Here is a 21,003-nt window from a genome sequence, read left to right as displayed (position 1 = left end):
CAGGCCCCGGATGGTCCGCCAACTCCGGTCGGTGGACACACAATTGAAGACCGTTGAGCCGTACGCCGCCCGATCTCAACGCCTGGTCGCCTCACCTCGGCCGGACGCCGGGCCAGCACCTCCCGTGACCAGAGCACCATGCGGAGGTCCGTGCCAAGGGGCATGTTGCGCCCGCACGGTCACGCGTGGGCGATGCTGGAAGGAATCCATGTGACTCGGATCTCGGTCCGGGGAGTCGCTGTGGCCTCCGCCACCGCCGTCACCGCTGTCGGTGCCGTCGTGGGCATGGCCTCGGGCAGCGAGGGCAAGACGACGCAGACGGTCGACGTCGCCGGCGCGACCCTGCTTGCCGAAGTCCCCTCTGGCGCCCAGGCGCAGACCATCAGTGACAACATCGGCCAGCAGGCATCCGCCCAGCAGGCCTCCGCCGACGCCGCCGCCAAGGCCGCCGCGGAGCAGAAGGCCGCCGAGGAGGCCGCGCGCCAGCAGGCCGCCGCGGACGCCCAGGCGAAGGCCGATGCCCAGGCCAAGGCCGACGCGGAGAAGGCCGCCAAGGCCGCGGACGACAAGCGGAAGGCCGACGAGGCCGCCGCGAACCGGTCCAAGTCCCGTTCCGCGATGACCGCGGTCGACGACGCTCCGCCGGTCTCGGTCAGCCCCGGCTCGGTCCAGGACCTGGCCCGGCAGATCGTCGGCAACGACGCGCAGTTCCAGTGCTTCAGCCAGATCGTGAAGCGCGAGAGCGGCTGGGACTACACCGCGACCAACAAGAGCTCCGGTGCCTACGGTCTGGTCCAGGCGCTGCCCGGTACCAAGATGGCCTCGGCCGGTGCCGACTGGCGGACCAACCCGGCCACCCAGATCAAGTGGGGCGTCGGCTACATGAACTCCCGCTACGGCAGCCCCTGCGGTGCGTGGTCGTTCTGGCAGTCCCACAACTGGTACTAGGAACGGCTGCCGCCCCGGCGGCGCGGTTCCGCACGGCCCCCGGCCGCTCGCCCTCCTCGGGCGCGCGGCCGGGGGCCGTGGTGTTCCCGGGGTCGGGCGCAGTGCGGGGCGCGAGGGTGAGAGGCGCGGCGCGAGGGGCGCGGACGACAGGCGGACCGCGCCGCCCGGGCTGCGCTGACCATGGCGCCCTCGGGCGGTGCGGTCCCGGGTGCGGACGCGGGGCGCGGGAAGGGGTCCTGGTTGCTCCCCGCACCGGCCGGTCCGCCGACAGTTGGCCGCGGGGGACCTCGGTGGCTCGACTCCGGGGTCTCGTCCCGACTCCTCCCCAGCGAACCGCGTCCGAAACCGGATGGAACCTGGCGTTTTGTCCGATTCGTTGGGATGGGAGCTTCGAGTCGAACGCGGCTGCGACCGGACTGGCCGCACCCTCGCCGGGTAGCGTCATCCCTGACGGCCGCGGCGGGACCCGCGGCGTACCGCCGGGCACGGCGGGTTCGGCGGGTTCGGCAGTGGAGCGGTGGTAGCGAGGATGGCGCGGGGCGGAAAGGCCTTCAAGGCCGTGGCCAAGGGCGTGGCCGTGGTGGCGAGCGCGGCCGCCGTGATCGAACGGCGCCGGCGGGCCGCGATGGCGGCCGACCCGCACGAACCGGCCCTCCCGTCGTCGGCGGCCGGGCACGTTCCGGCGCTCGTGGACGCGCACGTCCCCGCGCTCGCCGAGGCGGCCGGACCGGTCCCCGTCCCGCGGGCCGACCCGGCCCCGGCGGCCGGGGCCGTCCCGGCGGTCGAGGCGGTCCCGCCGACCGCCGCGCCGGCCACCGCGCCCGCGCCGGTCGCGCACGCCCCGCACACCGGGCTCGGGCGGGAGTACCACCCGGGCCGCCCGGCCACCCCGGCCGAGGCGGTGCCGTGGGGGCTGCGGGTGGCAGCCGAGTCGACCTGGCGGCTGCTGCTGCTCGGGGCCGCGCTCTACGTCGTCTTCTACGTGGTCGACATGCTGCGGCTGGTCGCCTTCTCGGTGCTGGCCTCGCTGCTGATCACCGCGCTGCTGGAGCCGTCGGTCTCCTGGCTGCGCCGACGCGGGGTGCCGCGCTCGCTGGCGGCGGGCGGGGTGTTCCTCAGCGGCCTGGCCGGGATCGGACTGGTCGGCTGGTTCGTGGTCTGGCAGGTGTCGACCAACCTCTCGGACGTCACCACCCAGGTGAAGACCGGCGTCAACCAGATGCGGGACTGGCTGGTCACCGGGCCGCTGCACCTGACCCAGCAGCAGATCACCGACTTCGCCAACCAGATCACCAAGGCCATCACCACCAACACCGATCAGCTCACCTCGGCCTCGATCACCGGCGCGCAGATCGCCGTCGAGGTGCTGACCGCCCTGCTGATGACCTTCTTCACCACCTTCTTCTTCCTCTACGACGGCGCGAAGATCTGGAACTGGGCGCTGCGCGGACTGCCCCGGCACTCCCGCTTCGCGATGGCCGGGGCCGGCCCGAAGGCCTGGGCGACGCTCACCGCCTATGTGCGCGGCACGGTCTGCGTGGCCTTCATCGACGCGCTCTGCATCGGCATCGGCGTCGACCTGCTGGGCGTGCCGCTGGCCCTGCCGCTGGCCGTGATCATCTTCCTGGGCGCCTTCGTCCCGCTGGTCGGCGCACTGATCACCGGGACCGTCGCGGTGCTGATCGCGCTGGTCACCCAGGGGCCGTGGACGGCGCTGATGGTGCTGGTGGTGCTGGTGGCGGTGATGCAGGTGGAGAGCCACATCCTCCAGCCGCTGATCCTCGGCCGGGCCGTCCGGGTCCACCCGCTCGGCGTCGTGCTCGGCGTCGCGGCCGGCGGCATCATCGGGGGCATCGGCGGCGCGGTGGTCGCCGTCCCGCTGATCGCCGTCACCAACACCGTGGTCACCCACCTGCGCCGCCGCAACGAGGCGGGCCAGGCCGTCTTCACCGCGCTCGAAGCCGCCCGCGAGGCCGCCGAACGGACGGCCGGACGGTCGGCCGGACAGGCGACCGGCCAGGCCGCCGAGCGCACCGCCGAGCGCACCGCGGCCGTGCAGCCCGCCGCCCCGGCCGCGCCCGCCACCGACTGACCCGCGCCGGGCCGGGCCACCGGTTCGGCGGGAGGGACGACGACGGGCCCCTCTCCTCGCGGACGTGATGTCCGCGAGGAGAGGGGCCCGTCGGGGTGCCGGGTGCGTCAGGCGTTGACGTCGGCCAGGGCGGCCTCGGCGTCGAGGACGCCGGCCACGGCCTGGAGGACGGCGGCGATCTTCATCGAGGCCTGGACGACCTCGCGCTCCACGCCGGCCTTGCGCAGCACGGCCTCGTGCGAGTCGAGGCACTGGCCGCAGCCGTTGATGGCGGAGACCGCGAAGCACCAGAGCTCGAAGTCGACCTTCTCGACGCCCGGGGTGCCGATGATGTTCATCCGCAGACCGGCCCGCATCGTGCTGTACTCCTTGTCGGAGAGCAGGTGCAGCGTCCGGTAGTAGACGTTGTTCATCCCCATGATCGCGGCCGCGCCCTTGGCGGCGGTGTACGCCTCCGGGGACAGGTTGGCCTTGGCCTCGGGCTCCAGCTCGCGCAGCAGGCCGGGGCTGCGGGTGGCCATCGCGCAGGACAGCACGGTGCCCCAGAGCTGCTGGGCGGGGAGGTCGGAGTTGCCGATGACCGAGCCCAGGTTGAGCTTGAGGTCCTTGGCGTAGTCCGGGAGGGCGGCCTTCAGGTCGTCGAGAGCCATGGGTCAGCCCGCCAGCAGGGCCTGGGCGTCGAGGGTGTCCTCGCCCTTGTTCCAGTTGCACGGGCACAGCTCGTCGGTCTGCAGGGCGTCCAGCACCCGCAGGACCTCCTTGGGGTTACGGCCGACGGAGCCGGCGGTCACCATGACGAACTGGATCTCGTTGTTCGGGTCGACGATGAAGACGGCGCGCTGGGCGGTGCCGTCCTCGCCCTCGACGCCGCAGGCGCGCATCAGGTCGTGCTTGATGTCGGCCAGCATCGGGAAGGGCAGGTCGCGCAGGTCCTTGTGGTCCTTGCGCCAGGCGTGGTGCACGAACTCGGAGTCGCCGGAGACGCCGAGGATCTGGGCGTCACGGTCGGCGAACTCGTCGTTCAGCTTGCCGAACGCGGCGATCTCGGTCGGGCAGACGAAGGTGAAGTCCATCGGCCAGAAGAAGACGATCTTCCACTTGCCCTCGTAGGTCTTGTGGTCGATGTCGGCGAAGGCGCTCGCGGCGTCCAGGTCGACACAGGCCTTGAGGTCGAACTCGGGGAACTTGTCACCGATCGTGAGCACGTTCGCTTCTCCTGAAGTGTTTGAGGGGAGCTTTGTCCGGAATCCGGACGCCACTCACAGTTCCACATCGTGGACTGATCAGGGAAATAGCTACACTGGATGTGTCTGATCGGAGATTGTTATCAGTACTGAATCCCCCACGTCGCGGCCGGGCTCTCGCAGGAAGGGCGGCGCCAAGGGCGACCCGACTGTGGCGAGTGCCACAGTCCGTGCCCCGCGCACCCCGACCGTCGCCCAGCTGCGCGCCTTCGTCGCGGTGGCCGAGCACCGGCACTTCCGGGAGGCCGCCGCGGCCACCGGGACCAGCCAGCCCGCGCTCTCCGGTGCGGTCGCGGCGCTGGAGGAGTCGCTGGGCGCGCAGCTGGTCGAGCGTACGACGCGCAAGGTGATCGTGACTCCACTGGGGGAGCGGGTGCACGCGCACGCCCGGCGGGTGCTCGCCTCGCTCCAGGCCCTCACCGAGGAGGTCGAGGCCGCCCGCCGCCCGTTCACCGGGCCACTGCACCTGGGTGTCATCCCGACCGTCGCGCCCTACCTGCTGCCCACCGTGCTGAGGCTGGTCCGCGACCGCTTCCCGGACCTGGAGCTGCACGTCCATGAGGAGCGCACCCCCTCGCTGCTGGAGGGCCTGGCCGCCGGGCGGCTGGACGTCCTGCTGCTCGCGCTGCCGGCCGGCGGGGCCTCGCCGACCAGGGACATCCCGCTGTTCGACGAGGACTTCGTCCTGCTCACCCCGCCCGGCCACCCGCTCGCCGGGCGGATCGACGTGCCGCGCGACGTGCTGCTCGACCTGGACGTGCTGCTGCTGGAGGAGGGCCACTGCCTGCGCGACCAGGCGCTGGACATCTGCCGCGAGGTCGGCGCCGACCCGACCGGCTCGACCACCCGCGCGGCCGGCCTGTCCACCCTGGTCCAGCTGGTCGCCGGCGGCCTCGGGGTGACCCTGCTGCCCGCCACCGCGCTGGACGTCGAGGCCGGGCGCACCGACCGGCTGGCCGCCGTCCGCTTCGCCGCCCCGCCCCCCGGCCGCCGGATCGGGCTGGCCTTCCGGCCGGGCTCGGCCCGCAGCGCCGAGTACGAGCGCTTCGCGGCCGCGCTGCGCGAGGTGCTGGTCGAGCTGCCGGTCCGGATCGTCTCCTGAAGCGGCCCTAGAGCGCGTCCCGGATCTCCGCCGGGGTGCCCAGGCAGAGCCCGACCGTCGTGGCGACCAGGAGGTCCAGTGCGGCCAGGGTCTCCCGGTCGGGCCGGTCGCCGGGCCGGTGCAGGGTGAGGTGGCGGGCCGTCAGGCCGTCGAAGCCGTTGAGGAAGTGGACGGCGATCCGGCGGGCGGGCAGCGCCAGGGTCAGCCCGTGGGCGGCCGCGAGGGCGCCGAGCATCTCGGTGGCGGTGCCCTCGACGTCGTGCTGGAGCCCGAGCATGATCTCCCGCATGTCCGGGTCGCGCATGGCCAGCGCCCCGAACTCGCTCAGCAGCACGCAGCGCCCGTGCTCGCCGGTGGCCGCCTCCCAGAGCGCGTGCACCAGGGTGCCGACCTGTTCGCCGAACGCGCCGTCGCCGGGGGAGGCGGCGCGCACCTCGCCGACGAAGTCGGACTTCAGCTGCTCGACGACCGCCCGGTAGAGGTCCTTCTTGGTGCCGAAGGTGTAGTGCACCGTCGCCTGCGCCACGCCCAGCTCGGCCGCGATCGCGCGGGTGCTGCCGGCGGCGATTCCCTCCCTGGTCATCAGGTCGATGGCGGCCTGGACCAGTTGCGGTCGGCGTTCGGAGGCGGGGACGTGGGCCATCCAGTCAGGGTAGCGCCACGAGCGGGCAACTGTGTCGCTCGATCTTGTCGGCCAACTTTGTCACCCGACAAAGTTCGGTCTACGGTGGGACGCGACCTGCCCTGACCGAACCGAGGGACCGCCGATGGCCACGTACCTGTACCGACTGGGCCGATACTGCTTCCGGAGACGCCGGGCCGTCCTCGCCGTCTGGATCGCCGTGCTCATCGCCATCGGCGGGGCCGCGGGCGCCTTCGCCGGCAAGACCACCGACGAGTTCAAGGTCCCGGGCACCGAGGCGCAGGCCACCCTGGACCGGATCAAGGACACCTTCCCGGCGCAGGGCCACGGCTCCGCGCAGGTCGTCTTCGCCGCGGGTGCGCCCGGCGGCATCGGGACGCCCGAGGCGAACAAGGCGGTCGGCGAGGCCGTCGCCCGGATCGCCCAGGTGCCGGGCGTGGCCGCGGTGCCGGACCCGTACGCCACCGGCGCGCTCTCCCCGGACGGGAAGGTCGCGCTCGCGCTGGTCTCCTTCGACCACAAGCTCGCCGACGTCACCGACCGGCAGCGCGACGCCGTGAAGGCCGCCGCCGAGCCGGCCCGCGCGGCCGGTCTCGACGTGGCCTACGGCGGCGACGCGTACAACACCATGGCCCAGATCGAAGGCGGCAGCGAGGCGGTCGGCCTGGTGGTGGCCGGGCTGGTCCTGGTGGTCACCCTCGGCACGCTGGTCGCCGCCGGGCTGCCGCTGCTGACCGCGCTGGCCGGCGTCGGCGTGACGATGGCCGGCCTGCTGGCGCTCACCGGCTCCTTCGAGATCATCACCACCGCGCCGGTGCTGGCCCTGATGGTCGGCCTCGCGGTCGGCATCGACTACGCGCTGTTCATCCTCTTCCGGCACCGCCGCCACCTGGACGAGGGCCTGGAGCCGGAGGAGGCCGCCGCCCGGGCCACCGCCACCGCCGGCAGCGCCGTCGTCTTCGCCGGCCTGACCGTGGTCGTCGCGCTCGCCGGACTCGCCGTCGCGGGCGTCCCCTTCCTCACCGTGATGGGCCTGGCCGCCTCCGGGGCCGTCGTGGTGGCCGTCCTGGTCGCGATCACGCTGCTGCCCGCCGTCCTGGGCTTCACCGGGCGGGCCATCGACCGGCTGCCGATCTGGAAGCGGGCCCTGACCGCCAACGGCCGCACCACCATGGGCGAGCGCTGGGGCCGCTTCGTGGTCCGCCGCCCGCTGCCCGTCCTGCTGGTCGGACTGGCCGCTCTGGGCGCCCTGGCGGTGCCCGCCGCGAGCCTGAACCTCGGCCTGCCGAGCGCCGGTTCGCAGGCCGCCGGGACGGACGCGCGCAAGGCGTACGACCTGGTCGGCGAGAGCTTCGGGCCGGGCTTCAACGCTCCGCTGGTGGTCGTGGTGGACGCCCACGACGCGCCGCGGCCCGAGCAGGCGGTGCAGGGCGTGGCCGCCAGGCTCCAGACCCTCGACGGCGTCGGGACGCTGCTGCCGCCGACCGTCGACCAGGCGAGCCGCACCGCGCTGGTGACCGTCATCCCGCGGACCGGCCCGGACCACGCGGACACCAAGGCGCTGGTCAACGAGATCCGCGACCGGAAGGCGGAGTTGAAGGCGGCGACCGGCGCGGACATCGCCGTCACCGGCACCACGGCCGCCAACATCGACGTCTCCACCAAGCTCGGCCAGGCGCTGCCGCCCTTCCTCGCGGTGATCGTCGGGATCGCGGTGGTGCTGCTGGCCCTGGCGTTCCGCTCGGTGCTCGTCCCGCTCAAGGCGGTGGCCGGGTTCCTGCTCAGTGTCACCGCCTCGCTCGGCGCGGTGGTCGCGGTCTACCAGTGGGGCTGGCTGGACGGGCTGATCGACGTGCCCAAGGTCGGGCCGGTGGTGAGCTTCGTGCCGATCCTGCTGATCGGCGTGCTGTTCGGGCTGGCGATGGACTACGAGCTCTTCCTGGTCTCCGGGATGAAGGAGCAGCACGTCCACGGCGCGGCGCCGCGCGAGGCCGTGGTGGCCGGGGTGCGCAACGGGGCCCGGGTGGTCACGGCGGCCGCGCTGATCATGGTGGCGGTGTTCGGCTCGTTCGTCTTCGGCCACGACCCGATCGTCCAGCCGATCGGCTTCGCCCTCGCGGTGGGCGTGCTGGTGGACGCCTTCGTGGTGCGGATGGCGCTGGTGCCGGCCGCGATGGCGCTGTTCGGCAAGGCCGCCTGGTGGTTCCCGAAGCGGCTGGAGAAGGTCGTGCCGCGGGTGGACATGGAGGGCGAGCAGCTGATCGCCGAGCTGGAGGAGCGGTCGGCCCGGAAGGATCCGGTCGGGGTCTGACGGTCCGTACCGGGTGCCCGGCGGGATCCGCTCCCGCCGGGCACCCGCTCACATCCCGGCGGGCAGCCGCTGCTCGAACCAGACCACCTTGCCGGTGCCCAGCCTGGTCGCGCCCCAGCGGTCCGCGCACCGGGCCACTATCTGCAGCCCGCGCCCGCGTTCGTCCTCCGGCCCGGTACGGCGCGGGCGCGGCAGCAGCGGACTGTCGTCGCCGACCTCGCAGCGCAGCCGGGTGGTGCGCACCAGGCTCAGGGTGACCGGCCGGGTCGCGTGCTGGACGGCGTTGGTGACCAGCTCGCTGACCATCAGCTCGGTCGCCTCGCTGAGCTCGTCCAGCCCCCAGCGGCGCAGCGTGTGCGCGGCCAGCCGGCGGGCCCGGCCCGGAGTCTCGTTGCGCGGCTGGAGGTACCAGTGCGCGACGTCCCCGGCCGGGATGCCGTCGAAGCAGGCGCCGAGCAGGGCGATGTCGTCGCCGCGGTCGCCGGGCGGCAGGATCCGCAGCGCCTCCTGGCACAGCTGCTCGGGGGACTGCCAGCGGGCGGCGGCGATCCGGGCGCGCAGCAGCTCCAGGCCGTCGCTGATCGGGCGGGTGCGGGTCTCCACCAGACCGTCGGTGAACAGCAGCAGGGCCGAGCCGGGCGGCGCGGGCAGTTCGACGGAGTTGAAGTCCACCCCGCCGACGCCGATCGGCGCCCCGGAGTCCAGTTCGACCAGCTCGGCGGTGCCGTCCGGGCGGACCAGCACCGGTGGGACGTGCCCGGCGTTGGCCATCACCACCCGGTTGGCGATCGGGTCGTACACCGCGTAGACGCAGGTGGCCAGGTGCTGTTCCCGGCCGAGCCGTTGGGCCTGTTCGTCCAGGTGGTACAGCACCTCGTGCGGCGGCAGGTCGAGGGCGGCCAGGGTCTGGGCGCTGGTGCGCAGCTGGCCCATGATGGCGGCCGAGGTGAGCGAGTGGCCCATCACGTCGCCGACGATCAGGGCGACCCGGTTGCCTGGCAGCGGGACGGCGTCGTACCAGTCCCCGCCGACCTGCGCGCCGCGCTCACCGGGCAGGTAGCGCTGGGCGATCCGGACGCCGTGCGACTGCGGCAGGCGCAGCGGCAGCATGCTGCGCTGGAGCTCGTTGGCGATCTCCCACTCGCGGGCGTAGCGCAGCGCGGTGTCCACGGCCAGCCCGGCCTGGGTGGCGAGGTGCGCCGCGGTCGCGGTGTCCGCGGCGTCGAAGACCGGGCGGCCGGTGCGTTCGGGAGGGCGGCGGATCAGTATCAGCAGCCCGAGCACGGCCTTGCGCCCGCGCAACGGCAGGGCGAGGACGGAGGTGCCGGCGGCCAGCCGGGCCACCCCGCGGGTGCCGTACAGCTCGCGCAGCAGCGTCTCGGCGCGTTCGGCGGCGGGGGTGCCGAGGACGGCGGCCTCGGCGGGGCGGCGGCTCAGCAGGGCGTGGGCGAGCGCTCCGCCGCGGGTCACCGGGGTGGCCGGGCCGCCGTCGGCGGTCGAGCGGGCGCCGTAGCGGGAGCGGCGCCGGTCGTCCATGCCGCTCGGGCGGCCGCGGCGGCCGATCCGGGTGCCGGTGCTGTGGTGTATCCGCAGCTCCTCCGGGAATCCGGGCTCGCGCTCGACGTTGGGCAGCGGGTCGCGCAGGTGGACGACGGCGGCGTCGGCGAGCGTCGGGACCAGCACCCGGCCGATGTTGCGCAGCGTCGCGGCGAGGTCGAGGGCGCTGTTGATCCGCCGGGTCGCCGAGTCGAGGTACGCCAGGCGGTCCGCCATCTCGGTGCGTTCCGGCCGTGCGCCCGCCCGTCGCACCGGGGCCGACGTCAGGGCTGTCGCCGGGGCCGTCGCCTGGGCCGGTGTCGCGGCCGGGACCTGGCGGCGCTGGCCCGGGACGGCGGGCGGCTGCTCCGCCTCGGTCTTGAGCTGGTCGCGCACGGCTGCCTGTCCTGGATTCGGTGTGGTCGGTGAGCTGTTCTGTTGCCCCGGCCGCGGGTGCGGCCGGTCCTGTCCCGGTTCGATCAGCCGACGCGTCGACAGCACAGGAACAGCTGTTCCTCCGGCGGCAGCGAGGTACTGGCCGGTGCGTACGGATGCCCCGAGCACTCCTCGACGGCGAAGCCGGCCGAGACCAGAACCCGCTCCAGATCCTCCCTCAGATACCCACTGATCCGCAGCTCTCTGCCAAGGAACGGAAGCGGAACGTGATCCAGGTCCGCCTCGACCATACCGAGCGCCAGCAGTCCGCCGGGCCGCAGGAGTTCGCGCAGCTGCCCCAGCACGGTCGGGATCTCGTCCTGCGGCAGCAGGATCAGCGAGAAGAACGCGGTGACCGCGGCGAAGCGGCCCCGGCCGTCCCGTCCCAGTCCGGGGGCGTTCCAGACCAGGTCCGCACGTTCGGTGGCCAGATCGTACAGGTCGATCCGATGGAACTCCGGTGCGTGCACACCCGGGAAGGCCGTCCGCCGGGCCAGGGCGAGCATCCCGTCGGAGAGGTCCGCGCCGGTGACCCGCAGACCGCCGGCGGCCAGCTGGCGGACGGTCGGCTCACCGGTGCCGCAGCCCACGTCCAGGACCCGGGCGCCGGGTTCGAGCTCGGCGAGCAGCAGCCGGCCGCAGGCCAGCTGCCCGGCCTTGGCGGGGAACGCCTCGCCGTACCCCGTGCCGATGGTGTCGAAGGCGACCGCCTGCAGTGCCCGGGCCGCCCGCCGCCGCCGTACCTCGGATTCCCCGTCGTCGGAGTCCTCGCCGACGGGGAACGGGTCCGATATCTGTCCGGTCGTCACGTTGCGAGGCACCCTTCCACCCGTGGCCTCCGGTGGCTCCTCCGCGGCCCCGCGGGCCGCTGCCGGTGGCGGTACGTCACGCTCTCCGCACCACACGGACGGACCGCGCCCCGATGCTCATCCGAGCAGACACTCGTGTGCGTACTGGCATCTGAGAATATGCGTGATCACGGTGCCGTGGGGTCCCTTTCCGGCCAACTCGCCGTGCTTGGGCGGTTGTGGCCGGAGTTGCGGAAGCACGGGGGTGCGGGAGGGGTTGTGCGCGCGGCGCCGCACGCCGGACGGTGCGCCAGGAGAACGTCGATGACCTGCGGTTTTGTCGATCGGCGGGCTGACTATCTGACGTTTATTGAACGTCAATCGCCCCGGTGCACAGTGGAGTCCAGCGCCGGGGAAGCGTTGAGGGCGCTCCCGCAGCCGGGGGGCTGCGGGAGCGCCGACGCGCGGAACGGGGGAAGGTCTCCGTGGGGGAGCGGAGGCCTACGGCGCGGGGGGAGAGAGGGGCTCGGTGTGCTGCTGGGAGATGAGGTCCGCCACGGGGGAGGCCTCAGGCACACCGAGCCGCGTGAAGATCGCGTGCGCCTCCTGGAGGCAGGCGAGTCCACGGGCCGGCTGGGCGAGCGTCAACAGGGCCTCGCCCAGCGCGGCGTTCGCCAGGCCCTGGCAGTAGGCGGAGCCCAGCTCCTGGCCGATCGCCAGCGACTCGCCGGCCGCCGAGGCCGCCTCGGCGGGCTGCTCGGCGCGGAACAGGGCGGAGGCGAGCCGGGCCAGGGTGTAGCCCTCCCACAGGGGGTTCTGCTGCGACTGGTAGAGCCGGTGCGCCTCGCGCAGGTGCGGGACGGCGTCGCCGCCGGAGAGCACCACGCCCAGCTGGTAGAGGGTCTGGGCGAGCAGCGGGCCGTTCTTGGACTCCCGGGCGGCCGCGACGCCGTCACCGGCGGACCGGACGGCCGTCTCGGTCATCCCGAGCCGGTGCTGCGCCCGGGCCATGTTGCTGACGATGCGGGCCTCGGCGGTCGGCGCGCCGACGGCCTGGCTGGTGGCCCGGGCCCGCTCCATGAACGGCAGGGCCTCGGCCGGGCGGTTGCCCAGGCTCAGGATCACGCCCAGCATGTTGGCGGTGGCCAGCAGCTGGACGGTCGGGTCGTCCGGGGACTGGTGGTCCAGGCTGCGGCGCAGCGAGTGCTCGGCGCCCTGGAAGTCGCTGGTGACGTAGTTCAGGGCCCCCAGGGCGAAGTGCACCCGGGCGAGCGCGGCGGAGTCCTCGCGGAGCTCCGCGTGGCGTCCGAGGGCCTCCAGGACGGGCCGCACCTGGGGGCCGTGGGTCGGGTCCGGGCCCAGGCCGTACAGCAGGATCAGCAGGTCGATCGCCCCGTGCTGGGAGAGCCGCGGGCCGTTCGCCGCCGCGGCCACGGAGTTGAGCAGCAGGGCGCTCTCGGCGCGGAGCCAGGACTGGGCGGAGCCGCTGGTCGCCAGGCCGATCCCGGACGAGGAGGGCGTGGTGAGCAGTTCGGGCTCGGTGTCGTCCGGTTCGATGGCCCGGGCCGCGTTGCGGACGGTCGGGATCAGCAGGTCGAGCAGCCGCTGGACGGCCCGCTCCTGCTCCCCGGTGTCGCCCAGCCGGTCGTTCTGCCGCTGGGCGTAGAGCCGGAGCAGGTCGTGGTAGCGGTAGCGGCCGGGGGTGAAGCACTCCAGCATGTTCGCCTCGACCAGGGCCTCGGCGAGGTCCTCGGCGGTGTACTCGTCCACCCCGAGCAGTGCCGCGGCGGCCGCGAGCGGGACGTCGGGGGAGTCGATCAGGGCGAGCAGCCGAAAGGCGCGGGCCTCGGCCGTGGACAGCTGTCCGTAGCCGAGCCCGATGGTGGTCTCCACGGCGAGGTTGCCGAGCTGGAGCTCGTCCAGGCGGTGGCGCTGGTCGGCTAACCGACGGGCCAGGTCGGAGACGCTCCACCGCGGCCGGCTGGCCAGCCGGGCGGCGGCGATGCGAACGGCCAGCGGCAGGAACCCGCAGGCGGTGACCACCGCCATGGCGGCCTCCGGTTCGGCGGCGACCCGTTGCTCCCCGACGATGGCCGAGAACAGCGCCAGCGCCTCCTTCGGCGTCAACTCCTCGACGTCGAACAGCTGTGCGCCGGGGATGCCGGCGAGCCGGGAGCGGCTGGTGGCGAGCACCGCGCAGCCGGAGACGCCCGGGATCAGCGGCCGGATCTGGTCGGCGTCCCGTGCGTTGTCCAGCAGGATGAGCATCCGCCGGTTGGCGAGCAGCGAGCGGTAGAGGGCAGCGCGCTGCTCCATCGACTCCGGGTTCTCGGTGACACCGAGGGCGTGCAGGAAGTCGCCGAGGACGACGACCGGGTCGGCCGGTGCGGCGCCGGCGCCGCGCAGGTCCACGTACAGCTGCCCGTCCGGGAACTCGGCCCGGACGCGGTGGGCGACGTGGACCGCGAGGGTGGTCTTCCCGACGCCGCCGATGCCGGCCAGCGAGGTGACCACCACGGCCTGGCCGGTGGCGTTCATCAGGACCGTGGAGAGGTCGCTCACCAGCTCGGTGCGACCGCTGAAGTCCAGGACGTCGGCCGGGAGTTGGGCGGGCGGTGGGGCGGCGGGACGGTCCTTCGCCGCCGCCTCGGGCATGGCCGGGAGGGTGAGCGCCGGGTCGGCCGCGAGGATGCGGGTGTGCATCGTGGACAGGCCGACACCCGGCTCCACGCCGAGTTCCTCGATCAGCAGCTTGCGGGTGTCCGTGTAGACGCCGAGCGCCTCGGCCTGGCGGCCGCAGCGGTACAGCGCCAGCATCAGCAGCTCCCGCAGCCGTTCGCGCAGCGGGTGCTCCGTCGTCAGGTTGTTGAGCTCTCCGACGATCTCCGCGTGCCGGCCGGTGTCCAGGGCGGCGGCGCACAGGTCCTCGGCGGCGGCCACCCGGCGCTCGGCCAGCCGCTGCCGCTGGATGTCGGCGTACGGGCCGGGGATGCCGGTGAGCGGGCGGCCGCTGAACAGGCCCAGCGCCTCGGCCAGCAGCCGGTGGGCCTCCTGCTTGTCGCCGTTCGCCCGGGCGGCCGCGGCCTCGGCGCAGAGCCGCTCGAAGACCGCCAGGTCGAGGGCCTCGCCCGGGATGCGCAGGGCGTAGCCGTCGGCGACCGAGACCAGCAGTTCGGAGGGCCGGCGAACCTCCCGGCGGGGCTCGATGACGGAGCGCAGCCGGGAGACGTAGGTGCGCAGGGCGGCGACGGCCTGGGTCGGGGGCCGGTCGCCCCAGAGGGCGTCGACCAGGTCCTGGGTGGTGACCGGGCGTCCGGCGTGCAGCAGGAGGGTGGTCAGGACGGCCTGCTGCTGGGGGGAGCCGAGCGGGACGGGCGCACCGTCGAGCCAGGCCTGGACCGGACCGAGGACCTGGAAGCGCAGCGCAGGTGGTCGCGGCGTCTCCCGAAACTCCATGAAGTCCCCCGATGGCCTGTGGTGTCGATTTCGTGAAAGGGCGCTCGGCGGTCCGCCGCGGTGCTTCAGCTTAGGCGGACGCCCGACTCTGCCGGACGGCACCGCAAGCCGCACGGTGTTTATCGGACATTTAATCAACCCTACGATACTGTCCCCGCGCCCGCGCCATGGAGGTCGGGCTGAACACAATTGATGACCGAAAGGCGGCCGCCCAATGGCCAACGACCAGAGCGAGACCCCGGTGCCGTCGACGCCCGAGAGCGGGACGAAGATCGAGGCCCCGGCCGCCGCTGTGGAGGCGGGCACGGCTGTCGAGGGCGCGGTGGCCGCGACCTCGAACCCGACCGAGTACGCCGTGCCGACCGACGCGCAGAAGAGCGCGATCGAGAGCGAACTGTTCGGCGACGAGCACCTGGAGAGCCCCGCCACGCCGGAGAGCGGCGAGCCGGGAAAGAAGTACGAGCCGGAGAACATCGTCTTCGGCCACGCGTAAGCGGCCGCACCCCGGTGCCCCCGTCGCCCCCGTCCGGGCGCGGGGGCACCGGCGGTTATGGGCACGCCAATTCCCCGTAGGTGTCAACCGGGTGGCCGAAACGTGCCCGTGGTGCACTCATGGTGACCGGCGATATCCGTAACGTGCCCGACGGCGGACGCGGGGCGTTCCGGAATTCCGGATTCATCCGGGACTATTGCGGTGGTCGGAATGTTGCCGTTTGCCCGCGTTCCGCCGAAATTGCCGAGGAAGATCGTATTCGGCTGAATCGCCGGCCCCGGGGGCGGGAGCGACCTGGTGCGGGTCGGCCGTCCATTCCCGGCCGCCGGGCTCGGGGCGCAGGTAGTGCTCGCCGCCGATGGTGTCCATGTAGATGCCGGTGCGTCCGGTCCTCCGGTCGAGGACGAGTTCACCCACGTGGGGCCGGTAGGCCGGGGCGTTGCGCTGTCGGGTGCTCACCGTGCTGCTCCTCGCTCTGGTCGGCGACTGGTCAGCATCTCTAGAGAAGCTAATATCTCTAGAGATGTCAACGGTCGTATCTCCTTACCGGCGACCGCGGGCACGCCTACGATTTGTCCGAGGCAGAGGGAGAAGCGGCGATGACCGGCAGCAGTGGCGACAAGCAGCCCAAGTACCAGCGGATCGCCGACGCGCTGAAGGCGGCCATCGACGCCGGCCGGTACCGCGCGGGCGACCGCCTGCCGGGCGAGAACGACCTCATGGACGAGTACGGCGTGGCCCGGATGACCGCCCGCCAGGCGCTGGGCGTGCTGCAGAGCGAGGGCCTCGCCGAGGCGCGCCGCGGCGCCGGGGTGTTCGTCCGGGACTTCCGGCCGCTGCGCCGGCGCGGCATCCAGCGGCTGGCCCAGGGGCAGTGGGGGACCGGCCGGTCGATATGGTCGGCGGACATCGACAACCGCAGCCTGGTGGTCGACCAGGTGTCCGTCACCGAGCAGGGCGCGCCCGAACACGTGGCCCGGGTGCTCGGGGTCGACCCGGGCGCCCCGATGTGCGTGCGGCACCGCCGCTTCGTCCTCGACGGCAAGCCGGTGCTGCTCTCGACCTCCTACCTGCCCGCCCTCCTGGTCGCGGGCACCGCGATCACCCGCGAGGACACCGGCCCCGGCGGCACCTACGCCCGGCTCGCCGAGATCGGCGCCAAGCCCGTGCACTTCCGCGAGGAGGTCCGCTCCCGGATGCCCGGCGCGGACGAGGCCGCCCGCCTGGAGCTGTCCGCCGGCACCCCCGTCATCCTGATCTGCCGCACCGCCTTCGCCGACGAGGGCCAGGTCGTCGAGCTCAACGAGATGACCCTGGACGCCGCCTCCTACGTCCTGGAGTACGACTTCGACGCCTGAGCGCCGTCCGGGCGCGGCCCCGGCGCCGCCGGGTGCGACGCCCGGAACGCGCCGGAACGCACAACCGCCCCGGGCGCGGGGCGGCCGGGGCGGTTCGGGGGTGTTGCGGGGCTGGTCCCCGGCGGGACTACTCCTTGGAGCGGACGCGCAGGTTGGTGATCAGCGGGCCCTCGGTGGTCTCGCGGAAGAAGTCGTTGCCCTTGTCGTCGACGACGATGAAGGCCGGGAAGTCCTCGACCTCGATGCGCCAGACGGCCTCCATGCCGAGCTCGGCGTACTCCAGCACCTCGACCTTCTTGATGCAGTCCTGGGCGAGGCGGGCGGCCGGGCCGCCGATCGAGCCGAGGTAGAAGCCGCCGTGCGCGGCGCAGGCGTCGGTGACCTGCTTGCTGCGGTTGCCCTTGGCGAGCATGACCATCGAGCCGCCGGCGGCCTGGAACTGGTCGACGTAGGAGTCCATCCGGCCGGCCGTGGTCGGGCCGAAGGAGCCGGAGGCGTAGCCCTCGGGGGTCTTGGCCGGGCCCGCGTAGTAGACCGGGTGGTCCTGGAGGTACTTGGGCATGCCCTCGCCGGCGTCCAGGCGCTCCTTGATCTTGGCGTGGGCGATGTCGCGGGCGACGACCAGGGTGCCGGTGAGCGAGAGCCGGGTCTTCACCGGGTACTTGGACAGCTCGGCGCGGATCGCGGACATCGGCTGGTCGAGGTCGACGCGCACCACGTCGTCGTCCAGGTGCTCGTCGGTGGTGTCCGGCAGGTACTTCGCCGGGTCGGTCTCCAGCTGCTCCAGGAACACGCCCTCGGCGGTGATCTTGCCGAGCGCCTGGCGGTCGGCGGAGCAGGAGACGGCCATCGCGACCGGGAGCGAGGCGCCGTGGCGCGGCAGGCGCACCACGCGCACGTCGTGGCAGAAGTACTTGCCGCCGAACTGGGCGCCGATGCCGATCTTCTGGGTCAGCTCGGTGACCTTGGCCTCCAGCTCCAGGTCGCGGAAGCCGTGGCCGGTCTTGGCGTCGCCCGAGGTCGGCAGGTTGTCCAGGTAGTGCGCAGAGGCGTACTTGGCGGTCTTCAGCGCGAACTCGGCGCTGGTGCCGCCGATCACGATGGCCAGGTGGTACGGCGGGCAGGCCGCGGTGCCCAGCGAGCGGATCTTCTGCTCCAGGAACGAGAGCATGCTCGCCTCGTTCAGGATGGCCTTGGTCTCCTGGTACAGGTACGACTTGTTGGCGGAGCCGCCGCCCTTGGCCATGAACAGGAACTTGTAGGCGTCGCCGTCGGTGGCGTACAGCTCGATCTGGGCCGGCAGGTTGTTGCCGGTGTTCTTCTCGTCCCACATGGTCACCGGGGCCATCTGGGAGTAGCGCAGGTTGAGCCTGGTGTACGCGTCGTACACGCCGCGCGCGATGGCGGACTCGTCGCCGCCCTCGGTCAGCACGTTCTGGCCGCGCTTGCCCATGACGATCGCGGTGCCGGTGTCCTGGCACATCGGGAGGATGCCGCCGGCCGAGATGTTGACGTTCTTCAGCAGGTCGAGCGCCACGAAGCGGTCGTTGGGGCTGGCCTCCGGGTCGTCCAGGATGCGGCGCAGCTGGGCGAGGTGGGCGGGGCGCAGGTAGTGCGAGATGTCGTGCATCGCCTCGGCCGTCAGCAGCCGCAGCGCCTCGGGCTCGACCTGGAGGAAGGTGCGACCGCCCGCCTCGAAGGTGGAGACACCCTCGGAGGTGAGCTTGCGGTACGGGGTCGGGTCAGCGCCCAGGGGGAGCAGGTCGCTGTACTCGAAGTCTGGCGTGGGAGCCATGGGGGCGGTCCTTAGCTGTCCAGTTGGTCCGGCTGCGTCGGCGAAGCAGCATCCAGGGTAGGACCCGGCGGGAGCCGGCATGAGGACAGGGCAGCCTTGCGTGACCGGGCTCACTCGCGCAGGAGTGCGAGCGACTAGGCTGACCCCGTGGACAACTCGCCGTCGCACGACGACTCGGGGCAGCCGCCGGTGCCGGCGCCCGTACCGATGACCAAGCCCGAATCCAAGCCGGAACCCAGGCCCGGGGCGCAGGCCGCGGCGCGGCCGCACGCGCCCGTCGCGGAGGCGGACCTGCGGGTGTCCGACGCCGACCGCGAGAAGGTCGCGGAGCTGCTGCGGGACGCCTACGCCGAGGGCCGTCTGGACGCGGAGGAGCACGCGGAGCGGATCGAGGCCGCCTACGCCGCGAAGACCTTCGGGGACCTCGCGCCGCTGACCCGGGACCTGCCGGCCCGTCCGCTGTCCTTCGAGAAGCAGCCGCTGAGCGCCCCGCTGAGCACCCCGCAGGGGCCGCCGCCGCTGCCGCCCGCGCGCCAGGAGTCCCCGACGATGGTGGCGATCTTCGGCGGCGCGTCCCGCAAGGGCCGCTGGCGGGTGGGCTCGCACCTGAGCGCCTTCGCCGCGTTCGGCGGGGTGGACATCGACCTGACCGACGCCGTGTTCGAGTCTCCCGAGGTGGAGATCACGGTGACGGCGATCTTCGGCGGGGTCCAGGTGAGGGTCCCGGAGAACGTGAGCCTGCAGGGGTCCGGCATCGGCATCTTCGGCGGCTTCGACGTCCGGGAGACGACCGCGGCGGACCCGTACGCTCCGGTTGTCCGGATCAAGGGCCTTGCGCTGTTCGGCGGTTGCGAGGCGAAGCCGCGCCGGGGCAAGAAGCTGAAGGAATGGGTGCGCCGCCAACTCGGCACCGACTGACCTTCGTTGACCTGCGCAGCGCCCGGCCGGGGACCAACTCCCGGTCGGGCGCTCGGCGTTGTGGCCGGGTGCTCTGCGTAGTCGATTGCGTGCAGTGTGCATGAATCGCGGCCGGGTGGGTAGTTCCTTCCGCACATCGCTTCTTGGACGGCTGCGCACCGGAGGCGGCCGAGCGGCCGTGCCGGAGTTGGACAGCGGGGGCTCGCGGCCGGCGGGGGAGCGAGGGATCCCCGTGTCCGAGAGCCTCGTCAGGAGTACGGCCGTGCTGCATCCGATCGAGTCCCGCACCACCTCGCCAGTCGCCGCTGCGCAGGTCTTGGAGCGCCGTCCCGGCGTCCGGCCGCGGCCGGAGCCCCCGGTCGGCCAGGCGGGTTCCCCCGCGGGCGAGGACAATCCCTGGCACACCGGTGCCGCGTGCCGCCGGGACGAGGTGGGGCTGTTCTTCGCGCCCTCCAAGGAGCCGACGGCGGCCCGGCTGTCGCGCGAGGAGCAGGCCAAGCAGGTGTGCGCCCGCTGTCCGGTGCTGCTGGAGTGCCGCGAGCACGCGCTGGCCCAGCCGGAGCCGTACGGGGTCTGGGGCGGGCTGACGGCCGCCGAGCGGCGGGTGGTGCTGACCCGGCGGCGGCGCCGGGAGGCGGAGCTGCGCGAGACGGCCCGGGTGACGACGGTCGCGCGGCGCCGGATAGCCGGGTGACGGCGGGTCCGAGAGCGGGACGGCGGAGCACCGCGGCCCCGGCGGAGGGGGATTCCGCCGGGGCCGCGAAGTGCGTTCCGCTGGACCTCAGTTGGCGCGGTCGAAGTCGATCGCGCTGTACGCCCGCAGCTTCGAGAGCTTGTGGGTGGAGTGGATCTCCCGGATGGTGCCGCTCTTGGAGCGCATCACCAGCGAGCTGGTGGTGGCGGTCTCCGAGCGGTAGTGGACACCGCGCAGCAGTTCGCCGTCGGTGATGCCGGTGGCGACGAAGAACACGTTCTCGCCGCTGACCAGGTCGTCCGTGGTGAGCACCCGGTCCAGGTCGTGGCCGGCGTCCAGGGCCTTCTGCCGCTCGGCGTCGTCCTTGGGCCACAGCCGGCCCTGGATCACGCCGCCCATGCACTTCATCGCGCAGGCCGCGATGATGCCCTCCGGGGTGCCGCCGACGCCCATCAGCAGGTCGACGCCGGTGCCCTCGCGGGCGGCCATGATCGCGCCGGCCACGTCGCCGTCCGAGATGAACTTGATCCGGGCGCCCGCCTCGCGGATCTCCCGGACCAGGCCGTCGTGGCGCGGGCGGTCGAGCACGACGACGGTGACGTCCTCGACGGCGCTGCCCTTGGCCTTGGCGACCCGGCGGATGTTGACCGCCGCCGGGGCGGTGATGTCGACGAACTCGGCGGCCTCCGGGCCGGCCACCAGCTTGTCCATGTAGAACACGGCGCTGGGGTCGAACATGGTGCCGCGGTCGGCGACGGCCAGCACGGCCACCGCGTTGTTCATGCCCTTGGCGGTCAGCGTGGTGCCGTCCACCGGGTCGACCGCGACATCGCACTCGGCGCCGGTGCCGTCGCCGACCCGCTCGCCGTTGTAGAGCATCGGGGCTTCGTCCTTCTCGCCCTCGCCGATGACGACGACGCCGTTCATCGAGACGGTCGAGACGAGCGTGCGCATCGCCTTCACGGCGGCGCCGTCCGCGCCGTTCTTGTCGCCACGTCCGACCCACCGGCCGGCGGCCATCGCGGCCGCCTCGGTGACCCGGACGAGTTCGAGCGCGAGGTTCCGGTCGGGAGCCTCGGGCGCGACCTCCAGGGCACTGGGAAGGTGGTGCGGGTACTGCGTGGTCATCGTCGTTACCTCTCTGTACGCGACGGCCAGTGAGCGCCCGACTACTGCCAGGTCGAACGCCG

Annotated in this window: 17 protein-coding genes; 8 read left to right on the top strand and 9 right to left on the bottom strand. The window is 73.1% G+C overall.

Going from position 1 to position 21,003, the window contains the following annotated elements; translation table 11 throughout:
• The first annotated feature begins 192 nt into the window (after positions 1 to 192).
• Positions 193 to 948 (top strand): transglycosylase SLT domain-containing protein, encoded by a 756-nt coding sequence (locus tag ACFWP2_RS06155; protein ID WP_380448809.1) that lies wholly within the window; start codon positions 193 to 195, stop codon positions 946 to 948.
• 529 nt (positions 949 to 1,477) lie between these two features.
• Positions 1,478 to 3,040 carry an AI-2E family transporter gene (locus ACFWP2_RS06150; protein WP_380448806.1) on the top strand — a complete coding sequence of 521 codons (1,563 nt, stop codon included), beginning with the start codon at positions 1,478 to 1,480 and terminating at the stop codon, positions 3,038 to 3,040.
• 107 nt (positions 3,041 to 3,147) lie between these two features.
• Here the strand turns inward: ACFWP2_RS06150 and ACFWP2_RS06145 are convergent, their stop codons facing one another.
• Positions 3,148 to 3,690 carry an alkyl hydroperoxide reductase gene (locus ACFWP2_RS06145; protein ID WP_380448804.1) on the bottom strand — a complete coding sequence of 181 codons (543 nt, stop codon included), beginning with the start codon at positions 3,688 to 3,690 and terminating at the stop codon, positions 3,148 to 3,150.
• A gap of 3 nt (positions 3,691 to 3,693) precedes the next feature.
• Positions 3,694 to 4,245 (bottom strand): peroxiredoxin, encoded by a 552-nt coding sequence (locus ACFWP2_RS06140; RefSeq protein ID WP_030286645.1) that lies wholly within the window; start codon positions 4,243 to 4,245, stop codon positions 3,694 to 3,696.
• A gap of 190 nt (positions 4,246 to 4,435) precedes the next feature.
• Here ACFWP2_RS06140 and ACFWP2_RS06135 point away from each other — a divergent pair, with 190 nt between their 5' ends.
• Complete coding sequence (locus ACFWP2_RS06135) at positions 4,436 to 5,386, top strand: LysR substrate-binding domain-containing protein (RefSeq protein WP_380448800.1); 951 nt, start codon at positions 4,436 to 4,438, stop codon at positions 5,384 to 5,386.
• A gap of 7 nt (positions 5,387 to 5,393) precedes the next feature.
• Here ACFWP2_RS06135 and ACFWP2_RS06130 read toward each other — a convergent pair whose 3' ends face one another.
• The gene (locus tag ACFWP2_RS06130; RefSeq protein ID WP_380448798.1) at positions 5,394 to 6,029 is read right to left on the bottom strand and encodes a TetR/AcrR family transcriptional regulator; all 636 of its coding nucleotides are present in this window, start codon (positions 6,027 to 6,029) and stop codon (positions 5,394 to 5,396) included.
• A 124-nt stretch (positions 6,030 to 6,153) separates the two neighbouring features.
• On the opposite strand from ACFWP2_RS06130, the gene ACFWP2_RS06125 reads away from it, so the two are divergent.
• The gene (locus tag ACFWP2_RS06125) at positions 6,154 to 8,340 is read left to right on the top strand and encodes an MMPL family transporter (RefSeq protein WP_380448796.1); all 2,187 of its coding nucleotides are present in this window, start codon (positions 6,154 to 6,156) and stop codon (positions 8,338 to 8,340) included.
• A gap of 48 nt (positions 8,341 to 8,388) precedes the next feature.
• On the opposite strand, the gene ACFWP2_RS06120 is transcribed toward ACFWP2_RS06125, so the two are convergent.
• The 3 genes from ACFWP2_RS06120 to ACFWP2_RS06110 form a co-directional block, all read right to left on the bottom strand.
• The gene (locus ACFWP2_RS06120; protein WP_380448793.1) at positions 8,389 to 10,272 is read right to left on the bottom strand and encodes a SpoIIE family protein phosphatase; all 1,884 of its coding nucleotides are present in this window, start codon (positions 10,270 to 10,272) and stop codon (positions 8,389 to 8,391) included.
• 83 nt (positions 10,273 to 10,355) lie between these two features.
• The gene (locus ACFWP2_RS06115) at positions 10,356 to 11,120 is read right to left on the bottom strand and encodes a methyltransferase domain-containing protein (RefSeq protein WP_380448791.1); all 765 of its coding nucleotides are present in this window, start codon (positions 11,118 to 11,120) and stop codon (positions 10,356 to 10,358) included.
• 480 nt (positions 11,121 to 11,600) lie between these two features.
• Positions 11,601 to 14,555 carry a BTAD domain-containing putative transcriptional regulator gene (locus ACFWP2_RS06110; RefSeq protein WP_380448789.1) on the bottom strand — a complete coding sequence of 985 codons (2,955 nt, stop codon included), beginning with the start codon at positions 14,553 to 14,555 and terminating at the stop codon, positions 11,601 to 11,603.
• Between the two features lie 214 nt (positions 14,556 to 14,769).
• On the opposite strand from ACFWP2_RS06110, the gene ACFWP2_RS06105 reads away from it, so the two are divergent.
• On the top strand, positions 14,770 to 15,048 hold the full coding sequence (locus ACFWP2_RS06105) for a hypothetical protein (protein WP_380448787.1): 279 nt from the start codon (positions 14,770 to 14,772) through the stop codon (positions 15,046 to 15,048).
• Positions 15,049 to 15,231: 183 nt separating this feature from the next.
• Here ACFWP2_RS06105 and ACFWP2_RS06100 read toward each other — a convergent pair whose 3' ends face one another.
• Positions 15,232 to 15,507 carry a hypothetical protein gene (locus ACFWP2_RS06100; RefSeq protein WP_380448785.1) on the bottom strand — a complete coding sequence of 92 codons (276 nt, stop codon included), beginning with the start codon at positions 15,505 to 15,507 and terminating at the stop codon, positions 15,232 to 15,234.
• Positions 15,508 to 15,647: 140 nt separating this feature from the next.
• Between ACFWP2_RS06100 and ACFWP2_RS06095 the strand changes: the two genes are divergently transcribed.
• Positions 15,648 to 16,406: a GntR family transcriptional regulator gene (locus tag ACFWP2_RS06095; RefSeq protein WP_380448782.1), complete on the top strand. Its 759-nt coding sequence runs from the start codon at positions 15,648 to 15,650 to the stop codon at positions 16,404 to 16,406.
• Positions 16,407 to 16,533: 127 nt separating this feature from the next.
• Here ACFWP2_RS06095 and ACFWP2_RS06090 read toward each other — a convergent pair whose 3' ends face one another.
• Entirely contained in the window at positions 16,534 to 18,201 is a 1,668-nt protein-coding gene (locus ACFWP2_RS06090; protein WP_380448780.1) for a fumarate hydratase, read from the bottom strand.
• Positions 18,202 to 18,408: 207 nt separating this feature from the next.
• Between ACFWP2_RS06090 and ACFWP2_RS06085 the strand changes: the two genes are divergently transcribed.
• Both ACFWP2_RS06085 and ACFWP2_RS06080 read left to right on the top strand, forming a co-directional pair.
• Positions 18,409 to 19,119, top strand: coding sequence for a DUF1707 domain-containing protein (locus ACFWP2_RS06085; RefSeq protein ID WP_380448958.1), 711 nt, complete (start codon positions 18,409 to 18,411; stop codon positions 19,117 to 19,119).
• A gap of 316 nt (positions 19,120 to 19,435) precedes the next feature.
• Positions 19,436 to 19,813, top strand: coding sequence for a WhiB family transcriptional regulator (locus tag ACFWP2_RS06080; RefSeq protein WP_380448956.1), 378 nt, complete (start codon positions 19,436 to 19,438; stop codon positions 19,811 to 19,813).
• 87 nt (positions 19,814 to 19,900) lie between these two features.
• Here the strand turns inward: ACFWP2_RS06080 and glpX are convergent, their stop codons facing one another.
• The gene (glpX, locus tag ACFWP2_RS06075; protein WP_350631566.1) at positions 19,901 to 20,941 is read right to left on the bottom strand and encodes a class II fructose-bisphosphatase; all 1,041 of its coding nucleotides are present in this window, start codon (positions 20,939 to 20,941) and stop codon (positions 19,901 to 19,903) included.
• Between the last annotated feature and the right edge of the window lie 62 nt (positions 20,942 to 21,003).

This window comes from Kitasatospora sp. NPDC058444 (genome assembly GCF_042721415.1).
Classification (GTDB): Bacteria; Actinomycetota; Actinomycetes; order Streptomycetales; family Streptomycetaceae; genus Kitasatospora.
Note: the sequence above shows the minus strand (reverse complement) of the source record. Positions and strands in the feature narration are given on the sequence as shown.